Origin of the sequence: Streptomyces aureus (genome assembly GCF_001418135.1) — a bacterium.
GTDB lineage: Bacteria > Actinomycetota > Actinomycetes > Streptomycetales > Streptomycetaceae > Streptomyces > Streptomyces aureus_A.
Window position 1 is genome coordinate 1 of sequence record NZ_LIPQ01000310.1, and the last position, 20,819, is coordinate 20,819.

20 protein-coding genes are annotated in these 20,819 nt (G+C 70.8%); 10 read left to right on the plus strand and 10 right to left on the minus strand.

Translation table 11 applies throughout. The features are described from left to right. Positions 1-289: 289 nt before the first annotated feature. Entirely contained in the window at positions 290-1,228 is a 939-nt protein-coding gene (locus tag AOK00_RS24665) for a metallophosphoesterase (protein WP_055602477.1), read from the minus strand. Positions 1,229-1,302: 74 nt separating this feature from the next. On the opposite strand from AOK00_RS24665, the gene AOK00_RS24670 reads away from it, so the two are divergent. Continuing rightward, on the plus strand, positions 1,303-1,767 hold the full coding sequence (locus tag AOK00_RS24670; RefSeq protein ID WP_055602478.1) for a GatB/YqeY domain-containing protein: 465 nt from the start codon (positions 1,303-1,305) through the stop codon (positions 1,765-1,767). 122 nt (positions 1,768-1,889) lie between these two features. On the opposite strand, the gene AOK00_RS24675 is transcribed toward AOK00_RS24670, so the two are convergent. Continuing rightward, positions 1,890-4,130: a transglycosylase domain-containing protein gene (locus AOK00_RS24675; RefSeq protein WP_055602479.1), complete on the minus strand. Its 2,241-nt coding sequence runs from the start codon at positions 4,128-4,130 to the stop codon at positions 1,890-1,892. A 583-nt stretch (positions 4,131-4,713) separates the two neighbouring features. Between AOK00_RS24675 and AOK00_RS24680 the strand changes: the two genes are divergently transcribed. Continuing rightward, complete coding sequence (locus AOK00_RS24680; protein WP_015034550.1) at positions 4,714-5,058, plus strand: WhiB family transcriptional regulator; 345 nt, start codon at positions 4,714-4,716, stop codon at positions 5,056-5,058. Positions 5,059-5,131: 73 nt separating this feature from the next. Here the strand turns inward: AOK00_RS24680 and AOK00_RS24685 are convergent, their stop codons facing one another. Both AOK00_RS24685 and AOK00_RS24690 read right to left on the minus strand, forming a co-directional pair. After that, positions 5,132-6,484, minus strand: coding sequence for an ArsA family ATPase (locus tag AOK00_RS24685; RefSeq protein ID WP_055602480.1), 1,353 nt, complete (start codon positions 6,482-6,484; stop codon positions 5,132-5,134). After that, positions 6,481-7,443, minus strand: a complete 963-nt coding sequence (locus tag AOK00_RS24690; protein WP_055602481.1) for an ArsA family ATPase — start codon at positions 7,441-7,443, stop codon at positions 6,481-6,483. The genes AOK00_RS24685 and AOK00_RS24690 overlap by 4 nt, the downstream gene beginning before the upstream one ends. Positions 7,444-7,565: 122 nt before the next feature. Between AOK00_RS24690 and AOK00_RS38525 the strand changes: the two genes are divergently transcribed. The 5 genes from AOK00_RS38525 to AOK00_RS24710 all read left to right on the plus strand — a co-directional run bounded on the left by AOK00_RS38525 (position 7,566) and on the right by AOK00_RS24710 (position 11,007). Continuing rightward, positions 7,566-7,724 (plus strand): DUF4177 domain-containing protein, encoded by a 159-nt coding sequence (locus tag AOK00_RS38525; protein WP_015034547.1) that lies wholly within the window; start codon positions 7,566-7,568, stop codon positions 7,722-7,724. Then, positions 7,721-8,191, plus strand: coding sequence for a RidA family protein (locus tag AOK00_RS24695; RefSeq protein WP_055602482.1), 471 nt, complete (start codon positions 7,721-7,723; stop codon positions 8,189-8,191). The genes AOK00_RS38525 and AOK00_RS24695 overlap by 4 nt, the downstream gene beginning before the upstream one ends. Before the next feature lie 121 nt (positions 8,192-8,312). Then, positions 8,313-9,179: an NUDIX hydrolase gene (locus AOK00_RS24700; protein ID WP_055602483.1), complete on the plus strand. Its 867-nt coding sequence runs from the start codon at positions 8,313-8,315 to the stop codon at positions 9,177-9,179. Further along, on the plus strand, positions 9,176-10,006 hold the full coding sequence (locus tag AOK00_RS24705; RefSeq protein ID WP_055602484.1) for an MBL fold metallo-hydrolase: 831 nt from the start codon (positions 9,176-9,178) through the stop codon (positions 10,004-10,006). Before AOK00_RS24700 ends, AOK00_RS24705 begins: the two co-directional genes overlap by 4 nt. Positions 10,007-10,122: 116 nt before the next feature. Beyond that, positions 10,123-11,007, plus strand: coding sequence for a prohibitin family protein (locus tag AOK00_RS24710; RefSeq protein WP_055602485.1), 885 nt, complete (start codon positions 10,123-10,125; stop codon positions 11,005-11,007). Positions 11,008-11,073: 66 nt separating this feature from the next. Here AOK00_RS24710 and AOK00_RS24715 read toward each other — a convergent pair whose 3' ends face one another. Beyond that, a complete protein-coding gene (locus AOK00_RS24715) occupies positions 11,074-11,748 on the minus strand; it encodes a Crp/Fnr family transcriptional regulator (RefSeq protein ID WP_015034542.1) in 675 nt (224 codons plus the stop codon). Positions 11,749-12,089: 341 nt separating this feature from the next. Here AOK00_RS24715 and nth point away from each other — a divergent pair, with 341 nt between their 5' ends. The 3 genes from nth to AOK00_RS24730 all read left to right on the plus strand — a co-directional run bounded on the left by nth (position 12,090) and on the right by AOK00_RS24730 (position 15,062). Continuing rightward, complete coding sequence (gene nth, locus AOK00_RS24720) at positions 12,090-13,010, plus strand: endonuclease III (protein WP_055602496.1); 921 nt, start codon at positions 12,090-12,092, stop codon at positions 13,008-13,010. A gap of 81 nt (positions 13,011-13,091) precedes the next feature. Continuing rightward, positions 13,092-13,796: an NUDIX hydrolase gene (locus AOK00_RS24725; protein WP_055602486.1), complete on the plus strand. Its 705-nt coding sequence runs from the start codon at positions 13,092-13,094 to the stop codon at positions 13,794-13,796. 66 nt (positions 13,797-13,862) lie between these two features. Continuing rightward, positions 13,863-15,062: a MarP family serine protease gene (locus AOK00_RS24730; RefSeq protein ID WP_055602497.1), complete on the plus strand. Its 1,200-nt coding sequence runs from the start codon at positions 13,863-13,865 to the stop codon at positions 15,060-15,062. Positions 15,063-15,176: 114 nt separating this feature from the next. Here the strand turns inward: AOK00_RS24730 and AOK00_RS40570 are convergent, their stop codons facing one another. From AOK00_RS40570 to acs, 5 genes are all read right to left on the minus strand, one after another. Further along, positions 15,177-15,374: a hypothetical protein gene (locus AOK00_RS40570; RefSeq protein ID WP_079042177.1), complete on the minus strand. Its 198-nt coding sequence runs from the start codon at positions 15,372-15,374 to the stop codon at positions 15,177-15,179. 166 nt (positions 15,375-15,540) lie between these two features. Beyond that, on the minus strand, positions 15,541-16,479 hold the full coding sequence (locus AOK00_RS24735; RefSeq protein ID WP_055602487.1) for an alpha/beta fold hydrolase: 939 nt from the start codon (positions 16,477-16,479) through the stop codon (positions 15,541-15,543). Beyond that, entirely contained in the window at positions 16,476-16,985 is a 510-nt protein-coding gene (locus AOK00_RS24740; protein ID WP_055602488.1) for a phage holin family protein, read from the minus strand. The genes AOK00_RS24735 and AOK00_RS24740 overlap by 4 nt, the downstream gene beginning before the upstream one ends. Positions 16,986-17,042: 57 nt before the next feature. Next, a complete protein-coding gene (gene nhaA / locus AOK00_RS24745; protein WP_055602489.1) occupies positions 17,043-18,437 on the minus strand; it encodes a Na+/H+ antiporter NhaA in 1,395 nt (464 codons plus the stop codon). A gap of 259 nt (positions 18,438-18,696) precedes the next feature. Then, the gene (gene acs / locus AOK00_RS24750) at positions 18,697-20,652 is read right to left on the minus strand and encodes an acetate--CoA ligase (protein WP_055602490.1); all 1,956 of its coding nucleotides are present in this window, start codon (positions 20,650-20,652) and stop codon (positions 18,697-18,699) included. Between the last annotated feature and the right edge of the window lie 167 nt (positions 20,653-20,819).

Below are 20,819 nucleotides of genomic sequence, written 5' to 3' on the forward strand. Positions count from 1 at the left end.
CCACGACCTCTTCGTCCCGAACGAAGCGCGCTGCCAAGCTGCGCTACACCCCGATGTCGCTGCTCTGTTGTTCACGTCGCGGCGACATCGATTACTTTAGCCCACGCGCGCGCTGAGGCGAAATCCGGTTTCCGGGCGGTCGCGGCGCAGGTCGGATGCGGTCCGGACCGACGATCGCGAGGCCGGCCCGTGGAAGCCCGCCGCGTACGGCCTGCGGGTGGTGGGGAGCACGGCGGACGCCCGGACGGCGGACGCGCGGTTCGGCGTGAACATGCCCCCACCGGAGAGGTCAGGCGCGGGCCGTCAGCGTGAGGAGAGTGACCTCGGGCGGGCAGGCGAAGCGGACCGGGGTGAAGCGGCTGGTGCCGCAGCCCGCCGAGACGTGGAGGTAGGCCGTACGGTCGCCGACCGTGTGGGTGGAGAGGCCCTTCACCCGGTCGGTGTCCAGGTCGCAGTTGGTGACGAGCGCCCCGTAGAAGGGGATGCACAGCTGACCGCCGTGGGTGTGCCCGGCGAGGAGCAGCTCGTACCCGTCGTCCGTGAAGGCGTCGAGCGCGCGCAGGTACGGGGCGTGCACCACGCCCACCGAGAAGTCGGCCGACCCGTCGGGGCCGCCGGCCACCCGCTCGTACCGGTCGCGCTTGATGTGCGGGTCGTCGAGGCCGGTGAACGCGAGGTCCGCCTGCGGGAGCTTGAGCCGGCCGCGGGTGTTGGTGAGGTCCACCCAGCCCGCCGCGTCGAAGCCGTCCTTGATGTCCTCCCACGGGTTGTGGACGGCGCCGACGACGGGCTTGTTGCCGTTGAGGCCGTGCCGGCCCTGGGCCCTCTCGAGGAGGTAGCGGGCGGGGTTGCGGAGCCGGGGCCCGTAGTAGTCGTTGGAGCCGAAGACGTACACGCCCGGGAACTCCATCAGCGGGCCCAGCGCGTCGAGGACCTCTGGTACCGCCTCCGGGTCGGAGAGGTTGTCGCCGGTGTTGACGACGAAGTCCGGGCGGAGCCCGGCGAGGGACTGGAGCCAGGCGCGCTTCTTGCGCTGGCCGCTCACCATGTGGATGTCGGAGACCTGGAGGACCCGCAGATCGGCCATGCCGGGCGGGAGCACCGGAACCGTCACTCGGCGGAGCCGGAACGAGCGGGCCTCGAAGCCCGCCGCGTAGACGATTCCCGCGGCTGCCGTCGCCGTGAGGCCTGCAGTGATCTTCAGGGGGATGCCGTACCGTGCGCGCATCCCCCCATCGTCGCAGACCCTCCGGGCGTAAATGCGCGGGCGGGTGGGGCGGCACACCTGCCACACTTGACCCCATGACCACGCTGAAGGCGAAGCTCCAGGCCGACCTCAACGCCGCGATCCGGGAGCGCGACGAACTGCGCTCCTCGACCCTGCGGCTGACCATCACCGCGATCACCAAGGAGGAGGTCGCGGGCAAGACCAAGCGCGAACTCTCCGACGACGAGGTGCAGAAGGTGATCGCCAAGGAGGCGAAGAAGCGCCGCGAGGCCGCCGAAGCCTTCGCCCAGGGCGGTCGCCTGGAGTCGGCCGAGCGGGAGAAGGCGGAGGGGATCCTCCTCGACGCGTACCTGCCGAAGCAGCTCAGCGACGAGGAGCTCGACGGGATCGTCGCGGCGGCCGTCGCGGAGGCCAGGGCGGCGGGCGCCGAGGGCCCGCGCGCCATGGGCGCCGTCATGAAGATCGTGAACCCGAAGGTGGCCGGCCAGGCCGACGGCGGCCGTGTCGCCGCCTCCGTGAAGAAGCTCCTCGCGGGCTGACCGGCGGGCCGGCCGCGGGCCGACCGCGGAGCCGCGGAAGGCGGTACGAGGAAGGGCGCCCCACCGAGGTGGGGCGCCCTTCCTGTTGCCTGCGTGACGTCAGCGTCGGCGCCCGCGTGGCGTCAGCGGTTTCCGCGGCCGCCGTTGCCGTTTCCGCCGCCGATGAGGTCCGGCGGGATCGTGATGGGCGGGAACGTGTTGGTCGGGGGCTTGGTGTCGCCCGGCTTGCCGTCGCCCGGCTTACGGGGCTTGTTCGGGCCCTCGTCGCCCTTCGCCGGGTCCTTGGGCTTCTCGGCCCGCGGTACGGAGATGGGGGCGAAGCCCGGAGTCTCGGAGGCGTTCAGGGCCCCGGTCATCGCGATCTTCCAGATGGGGCCGGGGAGGCAGCCACCACAGACCTTGTCGTAGTACTCGCCGCCGATGGTGATGCGGTACATCGACTGCTTCTCGCCGACGTCGTCACCGACCCAGACGGCGGTGGAGAGGTTCGGGGTGTAGCCGACGAACCAGGCGTCCTTGCGGTCGTTGGTCGTACCGGTCTTGCCCGCGTTGTCGCGGTCGCTGAGGCCGGCCTTGGTACCCGTGCCGTCCTCGACGACGCCCTTCAGCATCTGGTTGATGGTGTCGGCGGTGCGCTCGCTCATCGCGCGGGTGCACTTGGTGTCCGGCACGTTGAGCTTGTCGCCGTTGGCGGTCTTGACGGACTCGAGGATGATCGGGGTGCAGTGGATACCGCGGTTGGCGAAGGTCGCGTAGACCACCGCCATGTCGAGCGGGGTGCTCTCCAGGCTGCCGAGGGTCGCCGAGGGGCTCTGCTTGATGGGCTTGCCCAGCTCGCGCTCGTAGCCGACCTTCTTCGCCATCGTCAGCGTCTCGCACAGACCGGCCATCTGCTCCAGCTTGGCGAAGTACGTGTTGATGGACTTGCCGAGCGCGCTGGTCATGTCGTACATGCCCTTCTCCGACTCGACCTCGTTGTTCACCTCCCAGTTCGCGTACCCCGCCGGCTTGCCGTCGCACCGGGTGAAGTCGCTCTCCGGGAGGTTGATCTGCGCCGGAGTGTCGAAGCTCTGCGCCGGGCTCAGACCCTTCTCCAGCGCGGCCGCGGCCGTGATCGGCTTGAAGGTCGAGCCGACCTGGAAGCCGTACGTCGTGCCGCCCATCTTGCTGCCGACGGCGAGGTTCAGCGTGGTCTGGTGCTGCTTCTGGTCCAGGCCGTACGGGCGGGACTGGCTCATCGAGAGGATCTTGCCGGTGCCGGGCTGGACCTGCACCACCGAGGCGGCGACCCCGTCGTCCTTGTTGATCTTCGCGACGGCGGCCTCGTTGGCGGCGGCCTGGGCGCGCGGGTCGAGCGTGGTCTTGACGGTGAGACCGCCCAGGTTCCACAGCTTCTGGCGCTCCTCGGCCGTCTTGCCGAAGACCGGGTCGCTGAGGATCGTCTTGCGGACGTAGTCGCAGAAGAAGCCGGCGCCGTCGACGGCGGTGATGCAGCCGTTCTTCGGGGTCTTGACCTTCAGCTTGAGCGGAGCGGCCTTCGCCTTGTCCGCCTCGGCCTGGCTGATGTCCTTCACGTCGGCCATCCGCTGGAGGACCACGTTGCGGCGCTTGGTGGCTTCCTGGATGTCGTTGATCGGGTCGTAGCGGCTGGGCGACTGGACGAGACCGGCCATCATCGCCGCCTCGCCGAGGCTCAGGTCGGCGGCGCGCTTGGAGAAGTAGCGCTGGGAGGCGGCCTCGATGCCGTACGCCTGCTGCCCGAAGAACGTGATGTTGAGGTAGTTCTCCAGGATCTTCTTCTTGCCCAGCTCCTCCTCGACCTGGATCGCGTACTTCAGCTCGCGGACCTTGCGGCCGATGGTCTGCTGGGTGGCCTGCGCGACCTTCTCGGGGTCGTCACCGGCCTCCTCGACGAAGACGTTCTTCACGTACTGCTGGGTGAGGGTGGACGCGCCCTGCGCGACCCCGCCCGACTGCGCGTTGCGGTTGATCGCGCGCAGCACACCCTTGAGGTCGATCGCCCCGTGTTCGTAGAAGCGGCCGTCCTCGATCGCGACGATCGCCTTCTGCATGTACGGGGAGATCTTGTCGAGCGGGACGACCGTGCGGTCCCGCGAGTAGACCGTGGCGATCAGGCCGCCCTCGGAGTCGAGGATCCTGGTGCGCTGACTCAGCGGTGGGGTCTTCAGGTTGGAGGGGATCTCGTCGAATCCCTCGACCGTGCCCTTCGCGGCCAGGCCCAGTGCGCCGGCCGCGGGCAGGGCGATGCCCGCCAGCACGGCTCCCGCGAGCACACTGACACCGAGGAACTTGGCGGCCTGCTGGGTCCCGGTCAGACCACCGCCGGAGCGCTTCTTTGCCATGGGGGGCAGCCTAATCCGTAGTGATGTGCGAACCGCAGGAGCGGGGGCTTCTCGGAGCGTTCGAGTACCAGACCGTGACATCCGGCGGCAGCCGCGCCGTCCGGATGCCGGCGTTGGTGGAGGCCGAGTGCCGCCGACTCGTCCCCTGAAACTGACGGCAGGCACACGTCGGACGCCTACGTTCTCATTCGCCGGACACACGTATATGCCTTGGCCTAAGCTGCTCCCAACTGTCACAGCAGTGTGGTCTGGCATCAAGACCCGGGTGTGACTTCGGCATGAATTCCCGTGACCCCGAAACACGGGGACCTCGTGTCCGATTCCGGCTCATGCGTCACACGGTGCCCGAAGTGGCACCGTCAGAGAAGGGCGTATCCAGGCGATATGTCCGCTATCACACGCATGTCCTTCGATCACTCCCCTGGGTGATCTGACGCGCACGCATAGTCCGTTCGGGCCATCCAAGATTGGGCCCGAAGGGGGTGTTGCGCTGTGCCCACCTTCCGTAACGTCCCAACTGGCAGCGGTGAATATGCCGCTGCCGCCGTGGGGGAGCCTCGATTCGGGAGAGGACGGCGCCGGTATGGGCTGGGTAGCTGACTGGAGTGCGCAGGCGGCCTGCCGCACTACCGATCCGGATGAACTTTTCGTACAGGGAGCGGCACAGAACAGGGCAAAGGCGGTGTGCACCGGATGCCCGGTGCGGACCGAGTGCCTCGCCGACGCCCTCGACAACCGCGTGGAGTTCGGCGTGTGGGGCGGCATGACGGAGCGCGAGCGCCGCGCCCTGCTGCGCCGCAGGCCGACCGTCACCTCGTGGCGCCGGCTCCTCGAGACCGCGCGCACGGAGTACGAGCGGGGAGCGGGCCTGCTGCCCGTGGCGATCGAGGACGACGCGACGTACGAGGCGTACGCCGCGGTCGGCTAGGCCCCGGTGGGCCGGGCCCCGACGGGTCGGACCTCAAGGGCCCGGGCGTCGACAGGGGTCCGTACGACGAGGGTTACCGCCCGGCCGTGAGCCGGTCGCCGATGGCCCGCAGCCCGGCGAGGTCGTGCACATCGCCGGGCAGGGCCGCCACTTCGGTCACCGCCACCTCGGGGTGAAGCGCGGTGAAGCGGTCACGCGTGCGCTGCTCACGCGCGAGCACCCGCATGCGCTCGGCATGCAGGCGCAGAAGTCCCGCGGTGAGATGTCGTACGTCTGAGTCGTCTCCGTGCACTGCTTGCTCTGCGTCGTCTACAGCTGAATCCTGTGCCGGGTCGGCTGTGGGGGCAGCCTGGGGTACGGGAGGTACGGCGGTGGCGGCGGTGGCGAGGTCTGACAGCTCGGGCTCGGTGGCCGGGGAGCCACTCCGGTCAGTCTTCCCGGCCCCCTGATCCACAATGCGCCCCTCGTCAAGATTTTCCGCCGCGGCCCGCGCCCGCTCGGCCGAAAGCCGGGCGGCGGCGCTGCCGTGCACGCGGTTGAGGACGAGACCCGCCAGCGGCATCTCCTCGGCGTCCAGCCGCTCCACGAAGTACGCGGCCTCCCGCAGCGCGTCCCGCTCCGGCGTGGCCACCACGAGGAAGGCCGTGCCAGGGGCCTGGAGCAGCTTGTACGTGGCGTCGGCGCGGGTCCGGAAACCTCCGAACATCGTGTCCATCGCCGCGACGAACGTCTGCACGTCCTTGAGGAACTGACCCCCCAGCAGCTTGCCGAGGGTCCCCGTCATCATCGACATGCCGACGTTCAGGAACTTCATCCCGGCCCGGCCGCCCACCTTCGCCGGCGCCATGAGCAGCTTGATGAACTTCCCGTCGAGGAACGACCCGAGCCGCTTCGGCGCGTCCAGGAAGTCCAGCGCCGAGCGGGACGGCGGGGTGTCCACGACGATCAGGTCCCACTCGTCGCGCGCCCTGAGCTGGCCCAGCTTCTCCATCGCCATGTACTCCTGCGTGCCGGCGAACCCGGCCGAAAGAGACTGGTAGAAGGGGTTCTCCAGGATCGCCCGCGCCCGGTCGGGCTCCGCGTGCGCCTCGACGATCTCGTCGAAGGTCCGCTTCATGTCCAGCATCATCGCGTGCAGTTCGCCGCCGTCGGAGCCCTTGATGCCGTCGACCTTGCGCGGGGTGTTGTCGAGGGAGTCGATGCCCATCGACTGGGCGAGGCGGCGGGCCGGGTCGATGGTGAGGACGACGACCCGGCGGCCGCGTTCCGCCGCCCGCACGCCGAGCGCCGCCGCCGTCGTCGTCTTGCCGACCCCGCCCGCGCCGCAGCAGACGATGATGCGGGTGCCGAGGTCGTCGATCAGCGGGTCGAGCTCCAGGACGGGAACGGCGTCGAGCCCGTGCGTCTCGGGGGACTTCTCCGTCACGCGCCCACCCCTTGCTTCCGCAGTTCCTTCGCAAGCCGGTAGAGACCCGCGATGTCCGCCCCGTCCCCCAGGAACGGGAGCTCGTACGACGGCACGCCGATGGCGTCCAGGACAGCGCGCTGCGCCCGCTCCAGCTCCACCCGCCGGGCGTGCTCGGACGCCTGGTCGAGGAGCGGCTCGACGAGCGTCGTACCGCCCGCGACGCCCACGGAGGCCAGCGTTCTGGCGATCGCGTCCCGGTGGTCGCCGGAGGCGGCCCGTACCGCCGCCTCGTCGAGGACGTGCGGCCGGACCATGTTCACCACGACCCGCCCCACCGGCAGTTCGGCCGCGCGGAGCTCCGCGACGCCGTCCGCGGTCTCCTGGACCGGCATCTCCTCCAGGAGGGTCACCAGGTGCACGGCCGTCTCGGGGGACTTGAGGACCCGCATGACGGCCTGCGCCTGGTTGTGTATCGGGCCGATCCGCGCCAGGCCGGCCACCTCGTCGTTGACGTTGAGGAAGCGGGTGATGCGGCCGGTGGGCGGCGCGTCCATGACCACGTGGTCGTAGGTGTGGCCGCCGTGCTTCTCGCGCCGCCGGACCGCTTCGCACGCCTTGCCGGTCAGCAGGACGTCCCGTACGCCCGGCGCTATCGTCGTCGCGAAGTCGATCGCGCCGAGCTTCTTCAGGGCCCGCCCCGCGGTGCCCAGTTTGTAGAACATCTGGAGGTAGTCGAGGAGCGCGCGCTCGGCGTCGATCGCCAGCGCGTACACCTCCCCGCCGCCCGGGGCGACGGCGATCTTGCGTTCCTCGTACGGAAGGGCCTCCGTCTCGAAGAGCTGTGCGATGCCCTGTCTGCCTTCGACCTCGACGAGAAGGGTGCGCTTGCCCTCCGTCGCGAGGGCGAGCGCGAGGGCGGCGGCGACCGTCGTCTTACCGGTACCGCCCTTGCCGCTGACGACCTGGAGCCTGCTCACGCTGTCGAGCCTAACCACTGGCGGCCGCGCCCAATCAGGAGGCCGCCCCTGAGAAGCCCCCCGGGGGCCGGTTCAGGGCCGCCTCGGAGAGCCGCCCCGCGTCAGCGGATACAGTCGGGCCCATGACCAAGTGGGAGTACGTCACGGTGCCGCTTCTGGTGCACGCGACCAAGCAGATTCTGGACACCTGGGGCGAGGACGGCTGGGAGCTCGTCCAGGTCGTGCCCGGGCCGAACAACCCCGAGCAGCTCGTGGCCTACCTGAAGCGGGCCAAGTCGTGAGCGGGGCCGTCGAGGCGAAGCTCGCCGAACTCGGCCTGACCCTGCCCGCCGTGGTGCCGCCGCTGGCCGCCTACCAGCCGGCCGTGCAGTCGGGCGTCTACGTCTACACCTCGGGCCAGCTCCCGATGGTGGGCGGCGAACTCCAGCTGACCGGCAAGGTCGGCGCCGAGGTCACCGCCGAGGAGGCCAAGAAGCTCGCCGCCACCTGCGCGCTGAACGCCCTCGCGGCCGTGAAGTCGGTCGCCGGTGACCTCGACCGGATCAAGCGGGTCGTGAAGGTCGTCGGCTTCGTCGCCTCCGCCTCCGACTTCACCGGGCAGCCGGGCGTCATCAACGGCGCCAGCGAGCTGCTGGGCGCGGTCCTCGGCGACAAGGGCGTGCACGCGCGCAGCGCCGTCGGCGTGGCCGTGCTGCCGCTCGACGCCCCGGTCGAGGTCGAGGTCCAGGTCGAGCTCGTCGAGGCCTGACCCTCCGCCGTACGACCTTCCGTACGCGACACGGAGCCGGTTCTCCCGCGCGGGCCCGCAAGGGTCCACCCGGCGAGAACCGGCTCTCGTGCATTCAAGTGCTTGCGCATAGCATCCGGCCATGTCGAATGGTCAGTGGTACCCGCCCGAGTGGCCCGACCGCATCCGCGCCCTCGCCGCCGGTGAGCTCACCCCGGTGGCGCCGCGGCGCGCCGCCACCGTCCTGCTGCTGCGGGACGGGGCCGCCGGTCCCGACGTCCACATGCTGCGCCGCCGCGCCTCGATGGCCTTCGCGGGCGGCGCGTACGCCTACCCCGGCGGCGGGGTCGACCCGCGCGACGAACACCCGGTGCGCTGGGCGGGGCCCTCCCTGGAGACCTGGGCGGCCCGGCTCGGCCTCGACGACCCCGCGCAGGCCCAGGCCGTGGTCTGCGCCGCCGTGCGCGAGACGTACGAGGAGGCGGGCGTCCTGCTCGCCGGGGAGACCGAGGACACGGTCGTCGGCGACACGACCGGCGCGGACTGGGAGCGGGACCGCGAGGCGCTCGTCGCCCGGGAGCTCTCCTTCGCCGACTTCCTGGACCGGCGCGGGCTCGTCGTCCGCTCCGACCTGCTCGGCGCGTGGGCCCGCTGGATCACGCCGGAGTTCGAGCGGCGCCGGTACGACACCTGGTTCTTCGTGGCCGCCCTGCCGGCCGGGCAGCGCACCCGCAACGCCTCCACGGAGGCCGACCGGACCGTCTGGATCCGCCCGGCGGAGGCCGCGGCCGGCTACGACCGGGGCGAGCTGACGATGATGCCGCCGACGATCTCGACCCTGCGCACCCTGGAGCCGTACGGCACGGCCGCCGAGGCCCTCGCGGGGGCGCGGGAGCAGGACATGACCCCCGTGCTCGCCCAGGCGCGTCTGGACGGCGACGAGCTGGTCCTGAGCTGGCCGGGCCACGAGGAGTTCACCAAGATCATCCCGAGGGGAGGTGCCCGATGAGCGACGCCGCCGCCCTGCCCGGCCAGCCGCGCGGCCTCGTGGTCTCCGGGCCCGCGACCGACCGCGCCGTGAACGTCCTCGCGCCGAACCCGTCCGCGATGACCCTCGACGGCACCAACACCTGGCTGCTCTCCGAGCCCGGCTCCGACCTCGCCGTCGTCGTCGACCCGGGGCCGCTCGACGAGAGTCATCTGCGCCATGTGATCGACACCGCCGAGAAGCTCGGCAAGCGGGTCGCGCTCACGCTGCTGACCCATGGCCACCCGGACCACGCCGAGGGCGCCGGGCTCTTCGCCGAGCTGACCGGGACGCCCGTACGGGCCCTCGACCCGGCGCTGCGGCTCGGCGACGAGGGGCTCGGCGCGGGGGACGTGGTGGCCGTCGGCGGTCTGGAGCTGCGGGTCGTCCCGACGCCCGGCCACACCTCCGACTCGCTCTCCTTCCACCTGCCGGCCGACCGGGCCGTCCTGACGGGCGACACCATCCTGGGGCGCGGCACGACGATGGTGGCCCATCCGGACGGTCGCCTCGGCGACTACCTGGACTCGCTGCGGCGGCTGCGCTCGCTCACCGTCGACGACGGCGTGCACACGGTCCTGCCGGGGCACGGACCGGTCCTGGAGGACGCCCAGGGGGCCGTGGAGTTCTATCTGGCGCACCGGGCGAGCCGACTGGCCCAGGTGGAGACGGCGGTCGAGAGCGGCCACCGGACGGCCGCGGAGGTCGTCGCCCATGTGTACGCGGACGTGGACCGCTCGCTGTGGCCTGCGGCCGAGCTGTCCGTACGGGCGCAGCTGGAGTACCTGAGGGACCGCGGTCTGGTCTGAGCGTCGGGGCGGAGTTCTCCCGATCCGGAACCGAGCGGGCCCCCGGCGCGTCGGTCGTCTTGACCTGTGCTTTACGCTCCGCTTACTTCTGGTCGTAGCTTTCGGGGGGAACGCCCGTGTTCGTCATCGCCATCCTGCTGGTCATAGCCGCAGTGGTGCTCTTTTTCGTCGGCCGAGCCAACGACTCCAAGGGGCTGAAGTTCGGCGCCCTCGGCGCGGTCCTGGCCGGCGTGTTCTCGCTCATCGTGAGCATGACGTACGTGATCAGCGCGTACGAGGTCGGTGTGCCGGTCGCCTTCGGCAAGGTCGGCTCGCCCATGACCTCCGGCATGCACGTGAAGTCGCCCTTCACCGACGTCACCACCTTCTCGACCCGCCCGGTCGACCTCAACCTCTCCGACAAGGACGTGGTCGAGGTCCGTTCCTCGCAGGGCGGTGTCATGTACGTCGAGGTGACCGTGAAGTGGGCCGTCGTCCCGACCAAGGCCGTGGAGCTCTACAAGCTCGCGGGCAGCGAGGACTCCATCCAGCAGCGCCTCGTCTACCCGGACAGCCGGGAGATCGTCCGTAACGTCTTCGCCCGCTACACCAGCGAGCAGGGCTACGCGTCCGACCGCGAGAAGATCAACGCCGAGATCGGCACCCTGATCAAGGAGCGCCTGGTTCCGCGCGGCATCGACGTGACCACGGTCAACCTGCGCAACGTGAAGCCCTCGGACGCCCTCCAGGGCCAGATCGACCGCAAGATCCAGCAGCAGCAGGCCACCGAGCGCGCCACCGAGGCCGCCCGTACGGCCAAGGCCGAGGCCGACCGGCGCCGGATCGAGGCGGAGGGCATCGCCCGCGCCAACAAGATCCTCAACGACTCGCTGACCGACCGTGTCCTGATGAACCAGTGCATCGACGCGTTCAAGGACGCCGCGGCGAAGAACCCGATCTACACCGTGCCCTGCGCGAACGGCTCCTCGGCGCCGGTGATCGTCGACGGCTCGAAGCGCTGACGGCGAGCCCGTGGGCGTACGCGAAAGGGCCGCCCCNNGGGGCGGCCCTTTCGCGTACGAGGACGCTTACCGCGAGCGCTTCGCGAGGCGCTCCACGTCCAGCAGGATCACGGCGCGGGCCTCCAGGCGCAGCCAGCCGCGCTGGGCGAAGTCGGCGAGCGCCTTGTTGACCGTCTCGCGGGAGGCGCCGACCAGCTGGGCCAGCTCCTCCTGGGTGAGGTCGTGGACGACGTGGATGCCCTCCTCCGACTGCACACCGAAGCGGCGCGACAGGTCGAGGAGCGCGCGGGCGACCCGGCCCGGCACGTCGGAGAAGACCAGGTCGGACATCTGGTCGTTGGTCTTGCGCAGTCGGCGGGCGACGGCGCGCAGCAGCGCGGTGGCCACCTCGGGGCGGGCGTTCAGCCAGGGCTGGAGGTCGCCGTGGCCCAGGCCGAGCAGCTTGACCTCGGTCAGCGCGGTCGCGGTGGCGGTGCGCGGGCCCGGGTCGAAGAGCGACAGCTCACCGATCAGCTCGCCGGGGCCGAGGACGGCCAGCATGTTCTCCCGGCCGTCGGGGGAGGTGCGGTGCAGCTTCACCTTGCCCTCGGTGACCACGTACAGGCGGTCGCCGGGGTCGCCCTCGTGGAAGAGCGCGTCGCCACGGGCGAGCGTCGCCTCACTCATCGAGGCGCGCAGCTCGGCAGCCTGCTCGTCATCGAGCGCCGCGAAGAGCGGGGCGCGCCGCAGAACGTCGTCCACGAGTTCTCTCCATACTGTCGACCTGCTCAGGGACCTGCGTCCCATGATGCCGGACGTACAAAACCGTGCGATCAATCACAACAAGTTTGACGTACCGAGTCGCTCGTCCGTACGTCAGGGGCCCGATTGGGCGCTGATCGGCCACGCCCGGGGCGGATGTCGGTGGTGGCCCCTAGGCTGGCCGGGTGTCCAACTCGCCGGTGAGAGCGCAGGCCAAGGGGGCTGAAAGAGTGTCGGCCGAAGGTAATTCCGCCGTGGGCGAACACGGCGTGTCGAAACGGGCGAAAGCCGCAAATCGGAAGCCCGTGAAGCCCGAGAAGCCCGCCGAGCCCGCGAAACCCGTGAACTCCCCCAGGGCGGCCAAGGCGGCCAAGCCCGCCAAGCCCGCGAAGGCCGCCGAGTCCGCGAAGCCCGCGAAGCCCGCGAAGGCCGCCGAGTCCGCGAAGCCCGCGAAGCCCGCGAAGGCCGCCGAGTCCGCGAAGCCCGCCAAGCCCGAGTCGCGGCTCGCGATGGTCCGCCGGGCCCGCAGGATCAACCGCGAACTCGCCGAGGTCTTCCCGTACGCCCATCCGGAGCTCGACTTCCGCAACCCCTTCGAGCTGCTCGTCGCCACGGTCCTCTCGGCCCAGACCACCGACCTGCGGGTCAACCAGACCACCCCGGCCCTCTTCGCGAAGTACCCCACGCCCGAGGACCTCGCCGCCGCCGTGCCCGAGGAGGTCGAGGAGCTCATCCGCCCCACCGGCTTCTTCCGCGCCAAGACCAAGTCGATCATGGGCCTCGCCGCCGCCCTCCGGGACGACTTCGGCGGCGAGGTCCCCGGCCGCCTCGAAGACCTCGTCAAGCTCCCCGGCGTCGGCCGCAAGACCGCCTTCGTCGTCCTGGGCAACGCCTTCGGGGTCCCCGGCATCACCGTCGACACCCACTTCATGCGGCTCGTCCGGCGCTGGCGGTGGACCGAGTCCGACGACCCGGTGAAGATCGAGGCCGAGGTCGCCACGATCTTCCCGAAGAGCGAGTGGACGATGCTCTCGCACCGGGTGATCTTCCACGGCCGCCGCATCTGCCACGCCCGCAAGCCGGCCTGCGGCGCCTGCCCGATCACCCACCTCTGCCCGTCGTACGGGGAGGGCGAGACCGACCCCGAGAAGGCGAGGAAGCTGCTCAAGTACGAGATGGGCGGCTTCCCCGGCCAGCGGCTCGACCCGCCGCCCGGCTACCCGGGCCGCCCGGCGCCCCCACTGGGCGCGAGCGACGACTGAGACCGTTCCCCGGTCCACCCGCAAGAGCTCCAGAGGGAACGAACCCGTACATCGATCGCGTTGTGAAACTCGGGGGTGCCTATGACGCGCACTGACGAAGAGATCCACGGGCCCGGCACCGGCGGGCTGCTCAGCAGGGACGGGCTGCCCGACTGGCTCGGGCCCGTCGACCGGGCCGCCCGCAACGTCGAGCCCGAGCAGCTGAGCCGCTTCCTGCCGCCCGCGAGCGGCGCCGGGCGGCAGTCCGCCGTCCTCGTCCTCTTCGGCGAGGGCGACCGCGGCCCCGAGCTGCTGCTCATGGAGCGGGCCGGCAGCCTCCGCTCGCACGCCGGACAGCCCTCCTTCCCCGGCGGCGCCCTCGACCCCGCGGACGGCGACCCCGCGGACGGCGGACTGCTCCGCGCCGCCCTGCGCGAGGCCCAGGAGGAGACCGGGCTCGACCCGGCCGGCGTCCAGCTCTTCGCCGTCCTTCCCCAGCTCTACATCCCGGTCAGCGGCTTCGTCGTCACCCCGGTCCTCGGCTGGTGGCGCGCCCCCAGCCCCGTCGGCGTCGTCGACCCCGGCGAGACCGCGCGGGTCTTCACCGTGCCCGTGGCAGATCTCACGGATCCGGCGAACCGCGCGACCGCGGTCCATCCGAGCGGCCACCAGGGCCCCGCGTTCCTGGTCGCGTCCGCTCTGGTCTGGGGTTTTACAGCCGGAGTGATCGACAGACTGCTGCATTTCTCCGGCTGGGAGCGCCCCTGGGACCGGTCCAAGCAGGTCCCGCTCGACTGGCGCTCATGACAGGCTGAACCCCGGCGGACTGGCTGATCCCCGGCGACCGGAAACGAATCTGCGAGGCAATTGACGGTGAACGTGCTGGACATCTTGTTGCTGCTCGCCGCCGTCTGGTTCGCGATCATCGGCTACCGCCAGGGCTTCGTGGTCGGCATCCTGTCGGTGATCGGCTTCCTCGGCGGCGGCCTCGTCGCCGTACTGCTGCTGCCGATCCTCTGGGACCAGCTCACCGACAACAGCGAGGTCTCGACCACGGCGACGGTCGTCTTCGTGATGGTGGTCATCGTCTGCGCCTCCGTCGGCCAGGCGTTCACCACCCACCTGGGCAACAAACTGCGCCGCCACATCACCTGGTCGCCCGCTCGCGCCCTCGACGCCACCGGCGGCGCCCTGGTCAACGTCGTCGCGATGCTGCTCGTGGCCTGGCTGATCGGCTCGGGCCTCGCCCGTACCACCATGCCCACCCTGGGCAAGGAGGTACGGAACTCCAAGGTCCTGCTCGGCGTCGAGCAGGTGATGCCCGATCAGGCGTCCCGCTGGTTCGACGACTTCAGCTCCACCCTGGCCCGCAGCGGCTTCCCGCCGGTCTTCAGCCCCTTCGCCAACGAGCCGATCACCCCGGTCATGCCTCCCGACCCGGAGCTCGCCCGGAGCCCGGTCGCGGCCCGCGCCCAGCGCTCCATCGTGAAGGTCGTCGGCACCGCGCAGAGCTGCGGCAAGGTCCTCGAAGGCACCGGGTTCGTCTTCGCCGACCGCCGCATCATGACCAACGCCCACGTCGTCGGCGGCGTCGACGAGCCGACCGTCCAGATAGGCGGCGAGGGCAGGCTCTACGACGCCAAGGTCGTCCTCTACGACTGGCAGCGCGACATCGCCGTCCTGGACGTGCCGGACCTCAAGGCCACGCCGCTGACCTTCACCGACGAGGACGCCCGCAGCGGCGACAGCGCGATCGTCGCCGGATTCCCGGAGAACGGCTCGTACGACGTGCGCTCGGCACGCGTGCGTGGCCGAATCAACGCGGACGGACCCGACATCTACCGCCGGGGCGAGGTGCGCAGGGACGTGTACTCGCTGTACACGACGGTCCGCCAGGGCAACTCCGGCGGCCCGCTGCTCACCGTCGACGGCGAGGTGTCCGGCGTGATCTTCGCCCGCTCCCTCGACGACGCGAACACCGGCTACGCCCTGACCGTCGACGAGATCCGCGAGGACATCGAGCTCGGCAGGACGGCGAACCAGCAGGTCGACACCCAGGCCTGCGCGCTGTAGGCCGCTGCGACCCCCGGGGCCGGGCCCCTGGCCCCTCCGTGGCCACGGGCGCCCGGGCCTCTGCGGCCAGGGCGCCCGCGGCGCTGTCAGGGGTGTCGTGCTGTCAGGGTGTCGTTACGGGGTGTCGCGGGGATGCCTGAGCCGGGCCGAGACCCAGCGGGCCCGGCGTTGGAGGATGCGTGAGATCCCCACCCCCTGTGCGGCGTGCGCTCCGCCCGGGTCCGGAGGTCCTGCTCCCTCGCGGGAGCCCTGCCCTGCGGCCGAGCGGCGGTTGCGTGCTGTCGTGTCACCGTAGTCGTGCGTCCAGCCCATACCTCGACGTCTGCCCGTGCCCCAAGGTCGGTAACCGCCCGCGGGCCCGCCAATTGGAGTATGCGCGAGGCACATGGCCGTTCGAAGGAAGTCTGTACGCACCGGAGCGGCCAGAGGGACCGTCAGCGGTCGGCCGGGACCCCGTCAGCGGTCGGCCGGGACCCCGTCAGCGGTCCGGCTCGGGGTCCTTCAGCCAGTTGACGAGCTCCGTCGAGAAGGCCACCGGATCCTCCTCGTGCGGGAAGTGACCGAGCCCGTCGAAGAGCCGCCAGCGGTACGGCGCCTCCACGTACTCGCCCGACCCCGCGGCGCTGCGGGTGCGCATCACCGGGTCCAGGGAGCCGTGCAGATGCAGCGTCGGCACCCGCACCGGCCGCTTCATGCGCCGGTTGAACTGGATGCCGTCCGGGCGGGCCAGGGACCGCACCATCCAGCGGTACGGCTCGATCGAGCAGTGCGCCGTCGACGGGACCAGCATCGCCCGCCGGTACACCTCGATCGCCCGCTCCTCGGAGGCGCGGACGGGCTGCGGCCCCGACCAGTCCCGGATCAGCTCGCCCACCAGCGCCGCGTCGTCCGCGACGAGCTGACGCTCCGGCAGCCACGGCCGCTGGAAGCCCCAGATGTGCGAACCGGCCCGCGACTGGGCGAAGTCGGAGAGCATCGCCGAACGCCAGCGGCGCGGGTGCGGCATCGACGAGACCGCGAGCCGGCGCACCAGCTTGGGCCGCATGACGGCAGCCGTCCAGGCGAGGTAGCCACCCAGGTCGTGCCCGACGAGCGCCGCGTCCGGCTCGCCCAGCGAGCGGATCACACCGGTGACGTCGAGGGCCAGGTTGGCGGGGTCGTAACCCCGGGGGGTGCGGTCGCTGCCGCCGACCCCGCGCAGGTCCATCGCGACGGCCCGGAACCCGGCCTCGGCGAGGAGCGGCAGCTGATGGCGCCAGGTCCACCAGAACTGCGGGAAGCCGTGCAGGAGCAGCACCAGCGGGCCGTCGCCCATCTCGGCGATGTGGAAGCGGGCGCCGTTGGCGGCCACGTCGCGATGGGTCCACGGTCCGTCGAGCCGGACGGGCCCGCCGTTGCTGCTCTCGGGGAGGGTCATACGGACGAGCGTGCCACAGTGGGGGCCTTGTCCAGCGCCTTGTCCAGTGCCTTGTCCAGCTCCTTGGAGTGCTCCGGACGCGGGTGCGGCTTGACGGTGGAGATCACCGCGGCCGTCTGCTTGGCCGAGGCGATGGACTTCTCCGGCGGCTTGACCTTCTTGAACTTGGCGTACGCGATCACGCCGAGCAGCACCGCGAGCAGCACGTTCGCCGCGAAGGACAGCAGGAAGCACCAGACGAGGTTCCAGCCCCCGTTGCCGTTGTGCCCGCCGGTCCAGGTGTTGATGGCGTACGCGAGCGCGAAGCTCAGCATCGGCAGCGAGAACAGCAGTACGACCGCGGCGGTGATGCCGGCCGCGCTCCCGATCACACCGCGCTTGACGTCCTGCCTGATCTCGGCCTTCGCCAGGGCGAGCTCGTCGTGCACCAGTGCGGACATCTCGGCGGTCGCCGAGGCGACCAGCTGGCCGAGGCTGCGCTCGGTTCCGTCGTACGGGTCGCTCATCGCTGCTCCCTCTTCTCTTCTGCGGTCCGAGTTCTCTTCTACGCGGTCCGACTCAGATCATGCCGGACGGTCGGCCCCGTCGCGCGGTGCCCCCGCCAGTTGGGCGCGCTCTCGGTGTTCCGCGGCCTTCTTCTCGTAGATCTCGGCCATCCGCAGGTGGTACGCCGGGTTGTCCTGCTCGTAGATGTCGGGGATGCCGTCCTCGTCGTCGTCGCGCTCCTCGTCGGAGACCAGGGCCTGGTACCTGCGGACCCGCAGCTTCAGCAGGACGGAGGCGAGGACGGCCGCGAGGAGCGAGCCGATGAGGACCGCGGCCTTCACCTCCTCGGTGAGGGCCTCGTCCCCGGCGAAGGCGAGCTCGCCGATGAGCAGCGACACGGTGAAGCCGATTCCGGCGAGAGTGGCGACGGCGAAGACGTCCGGCCAGGTCAGGTCGGGGTTGAGCTCCGCACGGGTGAAGCGGGCGGCCAGCCAGGTGCCGCCGAAGATGCCGACCGCCTTGCCGACGAGGAGACCGAGGACGACGCCGAGGGTGACGGGCTGGGTGAAGACGTCGTGGATCGCGCCGCCGGAGATGCTCACGCCGGCCGAGAAGAGGGCGAACAGGGGCACGGCGAGGCCGGCCGAGAGCGGGCGTACGAGGTGCTCGATGTGCTCGCCGGGGGAGTGCTTCTCGCCCTCCCGGGTGGTGCAGCGGAGCATCAGGCCCATGGCGACACCGGCGATGGTGGCGTGGACGCCGCTGTTGTACATCAGGCCCCAGATGACCAGGGCCAGCGGGACGTACACGTACCAGCCGCGGACCTCCTTGCGGAGCAGCAGCCAGAAGAGGAGCAGTCCGGCGAAGGCGCCGCCGAGCGCGGCGAAGTTCAGGTCGCTGGTGAAGAAGACCGCGATGATCAGGATCGCGAAGAGGTCGTCGACGACGGCGAGGGTGAGCAGGAAGGCGCGCAGCGCGGAGGGCAGCGAGGTGCCGATCACGGCGAGGACGGCGAGCGCGAACGCGATGTCGGTGGCGGTGGGGACGGCCCAGCCGTCCATCGAGCCGTTGCCGAGGGTGTTGACCAGGGCGTAGACGAGGGCGGGCGCGGCCATGCCGCAGATCGCGGCGATGACGGGGAGCGCGGCGGCCTTGGGGTTGCGCAGTTCGCCCGCGACGAGTTCGCGCTTGAGCTCGATGCCGGCGACGAAGAAGAAGATCGCGAGGAGCCCGTCGGCCGCCCAGTGCTGGATCGACAGGTCGAGGCCGAGGGCGGCGGGGCCCATGTGGAAGTCGCTGACGGACTCGTAGCTGCCGCTCAGCGTGTTGGCCCAGATGAGGGCGACGACGGCGGCGACGAGGAGCAGGACACCACCGACGGTCTCGGTGCGCAGGGCGTCGGTGAGGTACCGGCGCTCGGGCAGGGGGAGACGGCCGAGGAACTTGCGGTCGGTGGGGGCGGGCGCGGCCACGTGGGGAAAACCTCCGGTCGGGTGGGCAGGACTGAGCACATGCCGACCAGACTTCCCGGCGCACCTAGGTCTTCTTGTCGCGTCGTTGACGCGATCGTTACTGTACCTAACGAGCGTGGGGTGGGTCCGGCGAGATTCACTTTAGGGATATTTGCGGCTTTCGTCCCTTCGGGGAGGGGCAAGCGAGACGCCCGCCCCCACTGGCACGGGGCGGGCGTCTCGCGTCGTACGGCGGAGTGCTTCGTCCGTACGGCCGGGCTCAGTCCTCGCTGGAGGCGGACGGCAGCTGGGTCTGGATGAGCGACATGACCGAGGAGTCGGTCAGCGTCGTGACGTCGCCCAGCTCGCGGTTCTCCGCCACGTCACGCAGCAGACGCCGCATGATCTTGCCCGAGCGGGTCTTCGGCAGCTCGGCCACCGGGAGGACGCGCTTCGGCTTGGCGATCGGGCCGAGGGTCGCGCCGACGTGGTTGCGGAGCTCGGCGACCAGGTTCTCGTCCTCGCTGGCCGTACCGCGCAGGATGACGAAGGCGACGATCGCCTGACCGGTGGTCTCGTCGGCGGCGCCGACGACGGCCGCCTCGGCGACGGCCGGGTGCGAGACGAGGGCCGACTCGACCTCGGTGGTCGAGATGTTGTGACCGGAGACGAGCATGACGTCGTCGACCCGGCCGAGCAGCCAGATGTCGCCGTCCTCGTCCTTCTTCGCCCCGTCACCGGCGAAGTACTTGCCTTCGAAGCGGGACCAGTACGTGTCGATGTAGCGCTGGTCGTCGCCCCAGATGGTGCGGAGCATCGACGGCCACGGCTCGGTGAGGACCAGGTAGCCGCCGCCGCCGTTCGGCACCTCGTTGGCCTCGTCGTCGACGACGGTCGCGGCGATGCCCGGCAGCGGGCGCTGCGCGGAGCCCGGCTTGGTCTCGGTGACGCCCGGCAGCGGCGAGATCATCATCGCGCCGGTCTCGGTCTGCCACCAGGTGTCCACGATCGGGGTGCTGCCGGCGCCGATGTGCTCGCGGTACCAGACCCAGGCCTCGGGGTTGATCGGCTCGCCGACCGAGCCCAGCACGCGGAGGCTGGAGAGGTCGAACTTGGCGGGGATGTCGTCGCCCCACTTCATGAACGTGCGGATCGCGGTCGGCGCCGTGTAGAGGATGGTGACGCCGTACTTCTGCACGATCTCCCAGAACCGCCCCTGGTGCGGGGTGTCCGGGGTTCCCTCGTACATGACCTGCGTCGCGCCGTTGGCCAGCGGGCCGTAGACGATGTACGAGTGCCCGGTGACCCAGCCGATGTCGGCGGTGCACCAGTAGACGTCGGTCTCCGGCTTGAGGTCGAAGACGGCGTGGTGCGTGTACGCGGCCTGGGTGAGGTAGCCGCCGGAGGTGTGCAGGATGCCCTTCGGCTTCCCCGTGGTGCCCGAGGTGTAGAGGATGAAGAGCGGGTGCTCCGCCTCGAAGGCCTCCGGGGTGTGCTCGGCGGACTGGCGGGCGACGACGTCGTCCCACCACACGTCGCGGCCCTCGGTGAACGCGGTCTCCTGGCCCGTACGGCGGACCACGAGGACGTGCTCGACCTGCGGGCACTTGGCGACGGCCTCGTCGATGGCCGGCTTGAGGGCGCTCGGCTTGCCGCGGCGGTAGCCGCCGTCGGCGGTGACGACCAGCTTGGCGTCGGCGTCCTGGATGCGCGAGGCCACGGCGTCGGCCGAGAAGCCGCCGAAGACCACCGAGTGGGCGGCGCCGACGCGGGCGCAGGCCAGCATCGTGATGGCCGCCTCGGGGATCATCGGCAGGTAGACGGCGACGCGGTCGCCCTTGCGGACGCCCAGCTCGGTCAGGGCGTTGGCCGCCCTGGAGACCTCGTCCTTGAGCTCGGCGTAGGTGATCGAGCGGCTGTCGCCCGGCTCGCCCTCGAAGTGGATCGCGACCCGGTCGCCGTGGCCGGCCTCGACGTGCCGGTCGACGCAGTTGTACGCGACGTTCAGCTCGCCGTCCGCGAACCACTTGGCGAACGGCGGGTTCGACCAGTCGAGGGTCTCGGTCGGCTCGGTGGCCCAGGTCAGGCGCTTGGCCTGCTCGGCCCAGAAGCCCAGCCTGTCCGCCTTGGCCTGCTCGTACGCCTCCGCCGTCACGTTGGCGTGCGCGGCCAGCTCGGCGGGCGGCGAAAATCGACGCTCTTCCCGAAGCAGATTGGCCAGGCTTTCGTTGCTCACGACATCTCCCTTTCCCAGGGCGTCCTCTGTGCGTATGTGTCCCGCGTCATAGCTCATCAGTCGGAGGCCCGGGTGACAAGAGCATCCAGGAAATTGGTTTAGACCTGTGAGCGTCGTGGTGTGCGGGGGCCCCTTCTCCCGAGCGGTGGGAGAAGGGGCCACACAGT

Excerpts from the sequence above, each read along its gene's own strand:
- AOK00_RS24680 (WP_015034550.1), top strand. The coding sequence starts at position 4,714 with ATGGGCTGGGTAGCTGACTGGAGTGCGCAGGCGGCCTGCCGCACTACC.
- AOK00_RS38525 (WP_015034547.1), top strand. The coding sequence starts at position 7,566 with ATGACCAAGTGGGAGTACGTCACGGTGCCGCTTCTGGTGCACGCGACC.
- AOK00_RS24665 (WP_055602477.1), bottom strand. The coding sequence starts at position 1,228 with ATGCGCGCACGGTACGGCATCCCCCTGAAGATCACTGCAGGCCTCACG.
- AOK00_RS24740 (WP_055602488.1), bottom strand. The coding sequence starts at position 16,985 with ATGAGCGACCCGTACGACGGAACCGAGCGCAGCCTCGGCCAGCTGGTC.
- AOK00_RS24675 (WP_055602479.1), bottom strand. The coding sequence starts at position 4,130 with ATGGCAAAGAAGCGCTCCGGCGGTGGTCTGACCGGGACCCAGCAGGCC.
- AOK00_RS40570 (WP_079042177.1), bottom strand. The coding sequence starts at position 15,374 with ATGGGCTGGACGCACGACTACGGTGACACGACAGCACGCAACCGCCGC.
- AOK00_RS24705 (WP_055602484.1), top strand. The coding sequence starts at position 9,176 with ATGAGCGACGCCGCCGCCCTGCCCGGCCAGCCGCGCGGCCTCGTGGTC.
- AOK00_RS24700 (WP_055602483.1), top strand. The coding sequence starts at position 8,313 with ATGTCGAATGGTCAGTGGTACCCGCCCGAGTGGCCCGACCGCATCCGC.
- AOK00_RS24735 (WP_055602487.1), bottom strand. The coding sequence starts at position 16,479 with ATGACCCTCCCCGAGAGCAGCAACGGCGGGCCCGTCCGGCTCGACGGA.
- AOK00_RS24725 (WP_055602486.1), top strand. The coding sequence starts at position 13,092 with ATGACGCGCACTGACGAAGAGATCCACGGGCCCGGCACCGGCGGGCTG.
- AOK00_RS24670 (WP_055602478.1), top strand. The coding sequence starts at position 1,303 with ATGACCACGCTGAAGGCGAAGCTCCAGGCCGACCTCAACGCCGCGATC.